Source organism: Magnetococcales bacterium (assembly GCA_015231925.1).
Classification (GTDB): domain Bacteria; phylum Pseudomonadota; class Magnetococcia; order Magnetococcales; family JADGAQ01; genus JADGAQ01.
Map to the genome: position 1 here is coordinate 1 of JADGAQ010000163.1, position 9,735 is coordinate 9,735.

Below are 9,735 nucleotides of genomic sequence, written 5' to 3' on the forward strand. Positions count from 1 at the left end.
AGAACATTTTCTTTTTTTGATACTTAAAAGATAACATATTGAAAGTCAAAAGATTTACAACAGATCCCCGCTTGGCTGCGAACAACCCTTTCACGCGAACCACCCCGCCAGCCACTCCGCCCAACCCGGCGCACCCGCCGCGTGAATATGGGCGTAAGAGGCCAACACCTTGCGATACAGCAATCCGTCGCGCCCCTGCCCCAAACCGGTGCCCTTCTTCAGGCGGTAGGCATATTCCACCCCCTCCTCCCGCAGCTCGATCACCTGGGAGTGGTGGAATTCGTGACAGCGTACCGGCGCTCCGGGCCAGCCGGTGCGGCCCGTGGACTCCAGAATCATGTAACCGTACCCCTGCGGTCGCGGATGCATGGCCACCGACAAGGGCAGAACACCCGCCATCGCCTCCTCCCGCTTGCCCCAGCGCAAACGCTCCCCCAGGGCCATCAGCCCCCCGCACTCGGCATAAACCGGCCAGCCCTGCCCCACCCGGCGACGGATTTCGGCAAACATCTCCCGTTGTCCGGACAGTTGCTCCATGAAAACCTCGGGGAAACCCCCGCCCAGCATCAGTCCGTCGGCCTCCGGCAAAACCCCGTCCAACATGCGGAAAGGCAGCAACTCCACCCCCGCCGCCCGCAGCGCTTCCAGATTGTCCGGATAATAGAAGTGGAAGGCCTCGTCCAGACCCAGCGCCACCCGCACCTTCGGAGCCGCCGCCACCGGCTCGACCCATTCGGCCTGCAGCGGCGTGGCCTTGCGGGCCAGATTGAGGATGCCGTCCAGATCGGCATGGTTCTCCAGCAACCGGCCCATGGCCTCGACCGGGGAGGCGGCATCCCCCTCCCGCGCCGTCACCAGCCCCAAATGACGCTCCTCGATGGAGACCGCTGCATCCCGGGGCAGAATACCCAGAATCGGCAAGCCGCAGTAGTCGTCGATGGCCTGGCGGATCTTGCCCTCCTGTCGCGCCGAGGTGATCCGGTTGAGAATCACCCCCTGAATCGACTCCCCCCCCGGAAAGACCATGAACCCCTTGACCAGCGCCGCCAGACTGCGCGCCATGCCGGAACAATCCACCACCAGCAGCGTCGGCGAGCCCAACCAGGCCGCCATGGCCGCGCCGCAATCGCTGCCGTCCGCCGTGGGCCCGTCGAAAAAGCCCATGTTGCCCTCCATCAGGCAAAGGTCGGCATCCCCGCCGAAGCGCACCAGACGCCGTACCGTCTCCTCCCGGCCCATGACGAAGGGATCGAGGTTGCGACAGGCCCGTCCCGCCGCCTGACCCAGCCATTGGGGATCGATGAAGTCGAGGCCCTTCTTGAAGGGCTGCACCGCCAGACCCCGGCGGCGGAAGGCGGCGGAAAGCCCCACGGATACCAGGGTCTTGCCGGAACTTTTGCGGGGCGCGGCGATAAAAAGTCGGGGCGTGGTGCAGAGCATGGCTTTCCAGGAACCGGGTAAGGTAAAAAAGAGGATGCGGTTGCACATCCCACTTATACCCAAAGGATGCGGCGTTGACCACCTCTTCAGGCGTTCTTCTGGTGAATCTCGGCACTCCCGACGCACCCACCGTGGCGGCGGTGCGGCGCTATCTGGCGGAATTCCTCTCCGATCCCAGGGTGGTGGACCTGCCGCGATGGCAATGGCTGCCCATTTTGCAGGCCATCGTGCTGCGCACCCGGCCACCCAAGGTGGCTCCCCTCTACGCCAAAATCTGGCAGAGGGAGGGTTCCCCGCTGCTGGTTTACGCCAAACGGCAGCAGGCCGCCCTGCAAGAGGCCCTGGGGGAGACGGTCCGCGTGGAATTGGCCATGCGCTACGGCAATCCTTCCCTGCCCGAGACCCTCGACGCCCTGGGAGACTTGCGCCGTCTGCTGGTGCTGCCCCTCTTCCCCCACTACGCCGCCGCCACCAACGCCTCCATCGTCGATGCCCTTTGCCGTTACTATGCCGGCAAACGTCTCATCCCCTCCCTGCGGGTGGTCAACGGCTTCGCCATCGATTCCGGTTACATCGAGGCGTTGCAGGCCCCGTTGCGACAACGCCCCCTGGAGCCGGACGAGCATCTGATCTTTTCCTGCCATGGCCTGCCGCTGCGCCATATTCGGGAGGGAGACCCTTATGAGGAGGATTGCCGCGCCACGGTGCGGGCGGTGGCTGCGGGACTGAAGCTCTCCGAGGAACGCTGGCGGCTCTGTTTTCAATCGCGATTCGGTCGCGAACCCTGGTTGACCCCGGCGACGGACGAAACCCTGAAGATGTTGCCCGCACAGGGGATCAAACGGGTGGTATTGAGTTGTCCGGGTTTTGTGTGCGACTGCCTGGAGACGCTGGAGGAGATCGGGGAGCGGGGGCGGGAGACCTTTCTGCACGCCGGGGGCGAGTCGTTTCGCCTGCTGCCCTGCCCGAATGATGATCCGGTGTGGCTGAGTGCGCTGGTTGATCTGGTGCGGCGGGAACTGCGCGGCTGGACAGAGCGCCTTTGACTTTCAATATGTAATCTTTTCAGTATCAAAAAAAGAAAATCTTCTATCCTTTGACTTTGTTATTGCTCTTTTCTTGCATCCGTTCAGGGGTTCGGGGGGGATAATTCCCCCGAACCCCTTTCCACCTGCAGGCAATGGTCCGGGCGTCAGCGACGCTTCCAGACCTCGCTATTCAGGAAGGAGTCGCCCGATTCGATGGTTTTGCCTTTCCACCCGTTGGGGCCGTCCGGCTCCAGCATGGTGAGGCTGCCCTTGTTTTCCACGGAGTAGGCGATACCCAGCGTGTTGCCGGACAAGATGGCCACGCCGGTGTATTTGCCATCGCTGTCCTGGTAGACGACCTGGAAGGCCTCGCCTTTTTTGGTGACCATAGCCACGCCCTGGAAGGCGGACTTGTCCACGGCGTTAACACCCGACACATCGTAACTGCCCACCACGACCGGAGCCGTCACGGCGGCGGGAGCGGCAGGAGCGGCGGCGGGGGCAGCGGCAGGAGCAGCAGCGGGGGCGGCGGCGGGGGCAGCGGCAGGAGCAGCAGCCGGGGCGGCGGCCGGGGCGGCGGCTTCCGGCGAAGCCTGAAGCGGAGCGGAAAGCATCATGGAAAATGACAAAACCGATGCAGCAGCCAGCAAGCGACAGATACCAGGATTCGACATGACAACAAACCTCCACTAGGTCCAGGACAAGGTTATTATTATTCGCAATTCGGAGCATATCGTCTCATCGGGAAAAAGTCAATTTCGCCATGCGATGCCCGTATCGATATAATCCATACGATCTTCTTGCACCAGACCGAAAAAAAGAGGAAAATCGCGCTTTGGCTTTTTCCTTTCAATATATAGAAACAGGAGTTTAGCATGTCACTGCGACTTTCCATCCTGGCTGCGGGGTTGGCATTGGGCATCTCGGGTTCCGCTTGGGCGGGGGCTCATCAGGATTTCAGCCTGAGCAACAAGACGGGATACGTTCTCGACAAGGTCTTCGTCTCCCCCACCAATGAGGAAGATTGGGGCGACGATGTCCTCGGGCGCGATACCCTGGATGACGGCGACACGGTGGATATCCATTTCGACCGCGACGCCACTCCCTGCAAGTGGGATCTCAAGGTCAGCTACATGGACTACAACGAATCGGTCTACTGGCGCGGAATCGATCTGTGTTCCGTCTCCAAGATCACCATCTATTGGGACAAGAATACCGACAAGACCCGGGCCGTCACCGAGTAAACCGGCATCCTGCGCGGCGGGGGGGCTTCTCCCCCGCCGCCTGCGTCACCGGGCCCACGCCGCTTTCCCCTGGACCGCATTCCCGCAACGCTGGTCACGATCCTCTCCTTGCCGCTGCCGCCAAGCCCGATTCCATGGGCCTTCCCCCGCCAAAGCCTCTCCCCCCCGGCGGACCCGTCGCAGGATCGCTACGGTTCCCCGCATCGCGCCACGGCTTTTTCCGGGGCATTTACCGTCATTCCCTGTTAATATGGTCCCATTTCCCATCTCGACTCGGTCCGGGATACGTTTTATGAACCTGCTCGGTGACGCCACCAGTCCCTATCTTCGCCAGCACGCCCACCATCCGGTGCATTGGCGGCCATGGAACGATGCCTCGCTGCAACTGGCCCGGAGCAGCAACCGGCCCATTTTCCTCTCCATCGGCTACAGCTCCTGCCACTGGTGCCATGTCATGGCCCACGAATCCTTCGAGGATCCCATGATCGCCGCCCTGCTCAACCGGGATTTCGTGGCCATCAAGGTGGATCGGGAGGAGCGGCCCGATCTGGACACCATCTATCAGCAGGCCCACTATCTGATCACCCGGCAACCGGGCGGGTGGCCGCTATCGATGTTTTTGACCCCCACCCTGGAGCCCTTCTTTTCGGGCACCTATTTCCCGCCCACGCCGCGACACGGCCTGCCCTCCTTCACCCAGGTGCTGGTGGGGGTGAGCCGCTTCTATCAGCAGCAGCCCCAGCAGGCGGCCAGCCAGGGGCAGGATCTGATGACCTTCCTGCGCCAGCACCAGAAGACCACCCGGGTCAAAGGGGGCGTCACCGATCCGGGCGTCTACGTGGAACGCCTTCTGGAGAGTTTCGACGAGACCCACGGCGGTTTCGGCGGTGCGCCGAAGTTTCCGCACACCACCGATCAGCGTCTGCTGCTGCGTCTGGCGTTCCGGGACGGCGAGACGGAATATGCCGAGGCGGTGGCGCTGACCCTGGACGCCATGTGTCGCGGCGGCATTCACGACCAGATCGGCGGTGGTTTCGCGCGTTACAGCACCGACGAGTTCTGGCATGTGCCCCACTTCGAGAAGATGCTCTACGACAACGCGCTGATGCTGCGGCTTCTGGTGGAAGCCGACACCCTGCTGGGGGGGGACGCGCAGCGGAGCCGGGCCCGGCGCGGCATCGTCGCCTGGACCCTGGAGACCATGCGCCTGGAAGACGGCGGTTTCGCCGGTTCCCTGGACGCCGACTCGGAGGGGATCGAAGGCTGGTACTATCTGTGGAACCCGGAGGAGTTGCGGGGTCTTTTCACCGCCGACGAGTGTGAACTGGCCTGCGCCTTCTGGGGCATCGAAGCGGAAGGCGTGGTGGAGGGCAAGTCGCTGCCCCGGATTCAGCTGAAGGAGGATCAGGTAAGGGAGCGATTCGGTCCGCAGGCCGTGGAGACGCTGGAGAGGCTGCGCCTGAAACTTCTGGAGGCGCGGCAACGGCGCAAGCCCCCTGGGCGGGACGACAAGCTGCTCACCGGCTGGAACGCCCTGATGCTGACGGCGCTGCTGGGCCATGCCGCCCTGGAGCGGGATGCGGAGCTGATGGCCACGGTGGTGGAGCAGATTCACCAGTTGCGGCGTCTGATGCGCCGGGATAAGCAGTGGCTGGCGGTTTCCGGGCGGGGTCAGGCCCACACCCACGCCTTTCTGGACGACTATGCCGCGCTGATCGAGCTGTATCTCGAAGCGGCGCTGCGGGCTCCCGACCCCTCCTGGCTCTCTTTTGCGGAAGAGGCGGCCCATGAGATGCTGGAGCGTTTCGAAGACCGGCAGAACGGGGGCTTTTTCCTCTCCTGCAACGCCCACGACAGCCCGTTGCGCGCCAAGGTCCACTTCGACGCCTCCACCCCTTCGGGCAACGGTCTGGCGGCCACGGTTCTGCTGCGTCTGACCGCCGCCACGGGCAAACCGCTTTACCGCCAGGCGGCGCAACGCGCCCTGGAGACCTTCCACCCCTTCCTGGCCCAAAGCCAGGGCGGCCACGGGCAACTCCTGCTGGCCAACGACATCGCCAATCGCGGCGTGGCCGAAGTCACGCTCAACACCTCCCAAGCCCTTGCCTTTTTGACCCCTCTCGGGGGATGCTATCTGCCGGATGCTGTGGTGCGTCCGCCGTCGCCCTCCACCCCGCCGGGAGCGAACCTCTGTCTGGGCAGCACCTGTCTGCCCCCGTGCGCGACTCCCGAAGAGTGGCAAAACCGGCTCGCCGCCACCCGTCCCCAACTGACAGATGCTTCGCCTTGGCCAGGGAGATTCAGTCAATGACTTGCGGTATAGACGAAATTCTTTATAAAACCCAAAAAACGCGCGAACAGTGCTTTCGGGATCTGGTGGCGGAAATTTCCGCCGATTTCAATATCGATGTCGATCAGGAAGCGTTGCAACGCCATCCTGAAACACGAAAACTCCGGGAAGCGATCGACAGCTTCGCGGTGTGGCTGGTGCATGGACAGAACAAGGCCGTTTGAGCGAAAATTGCTGTTTCATTTGCAACACCTTGGGGAGGATCACAACAACATGATCATTGGAATTCCGAAAGAGGTCTATCCAGGAGAACGGAGGGTTGCCGCCACGCCCGAATCGATCACCCAGCTCAAGAAATTGGGTTTTTCGGTGATCGTCGAAAGTGGCGCGGGGGCCGAGGCGCGTTTCTCGGATGATGTCTACCTGGGCAGTGGTGCCGAGGTTCTGGGCGATGCTGCGGCCATTTGGCAGCAGGCCGACATCATTCTGAAGGTGCGGGCTCCCATGGAGCATCCGGTTCTGGGCAAACACGAAGCCGAGCTGTTGCGGGAGGGGCAGACGCTGATCTCCTTCATTTGGCCGGCGCAGAACGGGGATCTGCTGAAGCGGTTGGCGGAGCGCAAGGGCAATGTTCTGGCCATGGATTCGGTGCCGCGCATTTCCCGGGCGCAGAAGCTGGATGCGTTGAGTTCCATGGCCAACATCGCCGGCTATCGGGCGGTGGTGGAAGCGGCGGGTCAGTTCGGGCGTTTCTTTACCGGTCAGATCACTGCTGCGGGCAAGGTTCCGCCGGCCAAGGTGATGGTGATCGGAGCGGGTGTGGCCGGTTTGGCGGCGATTGGTGCGGCCCGGAGCATGGGGGCCATCGTGCGGGCTTTCGACACTCGTCCCGAGGTGAAGGATCAGGTCAAGAGCATGGGGGCCGAGTTCCTCGAACTGGATTACGAGGAAGACGGCACCGGCGAGGGTGGTTATGCCAAGGAGATGAGTCCTGCCTTCATCGCGGCGGAGATGGCGCTGTTCGCGGCCCAGGCCAAAGAGGTGGACATCATCATCACCACGGCGTTGATTCCCGGCAAGAAGGCGCCGGTTCTGATCACCGAGGAGATGGTCAAGACCATGCGGGAAGGCAGCGTGATCGTGGATCTCGCCGCCGAGAACGGGGGCAACTGTCCCATCGTGGAGCCGGGTCAGGTAGTGCGCAAGCACGGGGTGACGCTGATCGGCTATACGGATCTTCCGAGCCGTCTGCCGACTCAGGCCAGTCAGCTTTACGCCACCAATCTGCGCCATTTGCTGACGGATTTGTGCAAGAAGAAGGACGGGCAGATCGAGTTGGATTTGAATGACGACGTGGTTCGTGGCACCACGGTGATTCATCAGGGGGACATCATCTGGCCCGCGCCGCGACCCAAGGTGGCGGCTCAGGCTCCGGCCAAGCCGGCGGCGGCCAAGGCGCATGCCGGGCCGACTCCCGAGGAGATTGCCGAGGCCAAGGCGGCGGCCAATCGTTCCACGGCCATGGTCATGGGATTGTGTGCGGTGGCTTTGTTTGCCGTGGGGGCCACGGCTCCGGTTGCTTTCCTGTCGCATTTCATCGTCTTCGTATTGGCCATCTTTGTGGGTTACATGGTGGTGTGGAACGTCACACCGGCCTTGCACACCCCGTTGATGAGCGTGACCAACGCCATCAGCGGCATCATCGTCATTGGAGCCATGTTGCTGGTTTCCTCTTCTTCGACGGTGGTTAGTGTCTTGTCTGCGATCGGTGTACTGATCGCCACCATCAACGTTGCCGGCGGCTTCCTGGTCACCCAGCGGATGCTGCGCATGTTCCACCGCTAAGAGGAGCCACCATGTCCCAAGGTATTCTTACAGCCAGCTATTTGTGTGCTGCGGTGCTGTTCATTCTCAGCCTGGGTGGTTTGAGCAATCAGGAGACTTCCCGGCGCGGTAATCTGTTCGGCATCATTGGCATTCTCATTGCCATCACGGCCACGGCGCTGACCCCTGAGGTTTCGCGTTACGACATTCTGATCGTGTGTATGGCCATTGCTGCGGCGATTGGCGCCACGTTGGCCACTCGGGTCGAGATGACCGAGATGCCGGAACTGGTGGCCATGTTGCACAGTTTCGTGGGTATGGCGGCGGTTTTGGTGGGTGTGGCCAGTTATCTGGATCCCAACTCGCATCTGGTTGGGGCTGAAAAGACCATTCACGAGGTGGAGATCTTTGTGGGTGTCTTCATTGGTGGGGTGACTTTTACCGGGTCCATCATTGCCTTTGGCAAGTTGAAGGGCATTATCACTTCCAAGCCGTTGACCTTGCCGGCGCGGCATTGGTTGAATCTGGTGATGATTTTGATTTCCGTCTGGTTGGGTCAGCAATTTTTGCATGCTGGCAGCCATGCGGCGGGCATGGTTCCGTTGATGATCATGACGTTGATCTCCTTTGTTCTGGGGGCGCATCTGGTCATGGCGATTGGTGGGGCGGACATGCCGGTGGTGGTGTCGATGCTCAACAGCTATTCCGGTTGGGCGGCGGCGGCGACGGGTTTCATGTTGTCCAATGATCTGTTGATTGTGACGGGTGCGTTGGTGGGTAGTTCCGGCGCGATTCTGAGTTACATCATGTGCAAGGCCATGGCGCGCAGTTTCGTCAGTGTGATTGCGGGTGGTTTTGGTGTGGAAGCGGGTTCGGGTCCGGCGGCGGACACGGGTCCCAAGGAGGTGATTGCCAATTCAGCGGAGGAGGTTGCCGAGTTGTTGGCGGGGGCGTCGTCTGTGGTGATCATTCCGGGGTATGGTATGGCGGTAGCGCAAGCGCAGCATCCGGTGTATGAGATCACCAAGATGTTGCGGGAGCAGCACATTGAGGTACGGTTTGCCATTCATCCGGTTGCGGGTCGTTTGCCGGGGCATATGAATGTGTTGTTGGCGGAAGCCAATGTTCCGTATGACATTGTGTTGGAGATGGATGAGATTAACGAGGACTTTCCCAACACGGATGTTTCGATGGTGATTGGGGCGAATGACATTGTCAATCCGGGAGCGCAGGATGACACGTCGAGCCCGATTTACGGCATGCCGGTATTGGAGTGTTGGAAGGCTCGGACCTCGGTGGTATTGAAGCGGAGCATGGCGACGGGGTATTCGGGTGTGGACAATCCGTTGTTCTACAAGGAGAACACGCGGATGTTGTTTGGGGATGCGAAGAAGAGTATGGAGGCGGTGAGGGATGCGTTGCGGGCCATGAAGGGTGCGTGACGAGGTGTTGTGTTGATGTTCAGGCCGGGCGAAAGCCCGGCCTTTTTTTTACCGATCCTTTGACTTTCAATAAAGCCTCTGACTTTCAAAAGATTTCTTTTAATTAATAAAAAGGGTTGGGGGAGTCTGAGGGGGAGCTCTGCTGCCCCCTCAGGGTTCTTCCGTTGACTTACAAAACAATCCTTTGACTTTCCAAAAATATCTTTTAACTATAAAAAAGGGTTGGGGGAGTCTGAGGGGGAGCTCTGCTGCCCCCTCAGGGTTCTTCCGTTGACGTTGCAGTGCCAGGACTGGGATACCGATGCTACGCCGAGTCACGATAAAGAATTTCCGATCCATCAAGGAGTGTTCAATATCTTTAACGGAAGATCTTCATATTCTTGTGGGACCGAATGGCAGTGGCAAATCGACTTTTCTGGATGCGATTCAGTTTGTTCGGGACTGTCTTGAGTTTGGGCCTGGGAAGG

At 60.8% G+C, this 9,735-nt stretch carries 9 protein-coding genes; 7 read left to right on the forward strand and 2 right to left on the reverse strand.

From position 1 onward, the window contains the following. Positions 1-90 precede the first annotated feature (90 nt). Positions 91-1,488 carry a cobyrinate a,c-diamide synthase gene (locus tag HQL56_15250; protein MBF0310875.1) on the reverse strand — a complete coding sequence of 466 codons (1,398 nt, stop codon included), beginning with the start codon at positions 1,486-1,488 and terminating at the stop codon, positions 91-93. Between the two features lie 26 nt (positions 1,489-1,514). On the opposite strand from HQL56_15250, the gene hemH reads away from it, so the two are divergent. Continuing rightward, a complete protein-coding gene (gene hemH / locus HQL56_15255; protein ID MBF0310876.1) occupies positions 1,515-2,486 on the forward strand; it encodes a ferrochelatase in 972 nt (323 codons plus the stop codon). 146 nt (positions 2,487-2,632) lie between these two features. Here the strand turns inward: hemH and HQL56_15260 are convergent, their stop codons facing one another. Beyond that, on the reverse strand, positions 2,633-3,142 hold the full coding sequence (locus tag HQL56_15260) for a hypothetical protein (GenBank protein MBF0310877.1): 510 nt from the start codon (positions 3,140-3,142) through the stop codon (positions 2,633-2,635). Positions 3,143-3,343: 201 nt separating this feature from the next. Between HQL56_15260 and HQL56_15265 the strand changes: the two genes are divergently transcribed. The 6 genes from HQL56_15265 to HQL56_15290 all read left to right on the forward strand — a co-directional run. After that, the gene (locus HQL56_15265; protein MBF0310878.1) at positions 3,344-3,712 is read left to right on the forward strand and encodes an argininosuccinate lyase; all 369 of its coding nucleotides are present in this window, start codon (positions 3,344-3,346) and stop codon (positions 3,710-3,712) included. A 292-nt stretch (positions 3,713-4,004) separates the two neighbouring features. Next, complete coding sequence (locus HQL56_15270; protein MBF0310879.1) at positions 4,005-6,023, forward strand: thioredoxin domain-containing protein; 2,019 nt, start codon at positions 4,005-4,007, stop codon at positions 6,021-6,023. A 65-nt stretch (positions 6,024-6,088) separates the two neighbouring features. Next, positions 6,089-6,226 (forward strand): hypothetical protein, encoded by a 138-nt coding sequence (locus tag HQL56_15275; GenBank protein MBF0310880.1) that lies wholly within the window; start codon positions 6,089-6,091, stop codon positions 6,224-6,226. A 49-nt stretch (positions 6,227-6,275) separates the two neighbouring features. After that, entirely contained in the window at positions 6,276-7,847 is a 1,572-nt protein-coding gene (locus tag HQL56_15280; GenBank protein ID MBF0310881.1) for a Re/Si-specific NAD(P)(+) transhydrogenase subunit alpha, read from the forward strand. Positions 7,848-7,858: 11 nt separating this feature from the next. Beyond that, complete coding sequence (pntB, locus tag HQL56_15285; protein ID MBF0310882.1) at positions 7,859-9,268, forward strand: Re/Si-specific NAD(P)(+) transhydrogenase subunit beta; 1,410 nt, start codon at positions 7,859-7,861, stop codon at positions 9,266-9,268. A gap of 301 nt (positions 9,269-9,569) precedes the next feature. Further along, positions 9,570-9,735, forward strand: a 166-nt coding sequence (locus tag HQL56_15290) for an AAA family ATPase (protein ID MBF0310883.1), incomplete at its 3' end; no start/stop codon positions are given.

Coding starts and splice junctions, on each gene's coding strand:
- HQL56_15270 (MBF0310879.1), top strand. CDS start 4,005: ATGAACCTGCTCGGTGACGCCACCAGTCCCTATCTTCGCCAGCACGCC.
- HQL56_15260 (MBF0310877.1), bottom strand. CDS start 3,142: ATGTCGAATCCTGGTATCTGTCGCTTGCTGGCTGCTGCATCGGTTTTG.
- HQL56_15250 (MBF0310875.1), bottom strand. CDS start 1,488: ATGTGCAACCGCATCCTCTTTTTTACCTTACCCGGTTCCTGGAAAGCC.
- HQL56_15280 (MBF0310881.1), top strand. CDS start 6,276: ATGATCATTGGAATTCCGAAAGAGGTCTATCCAGGAGAACGGAGGGTT.
- pntB (MBF0310882.1), top strand. CDS start 7,859: ATGTCCCAAGGTATTCTTACAGCCAGCTATTTGTGTGCTGCGGTGCTG.
- HQL56_15265 (MBF0310878.1), top strand. CDS start 3,344: ATGTCACTGCGACTTTCCATCCTGGCTGCGGGGTTGGCATTGGGCATC.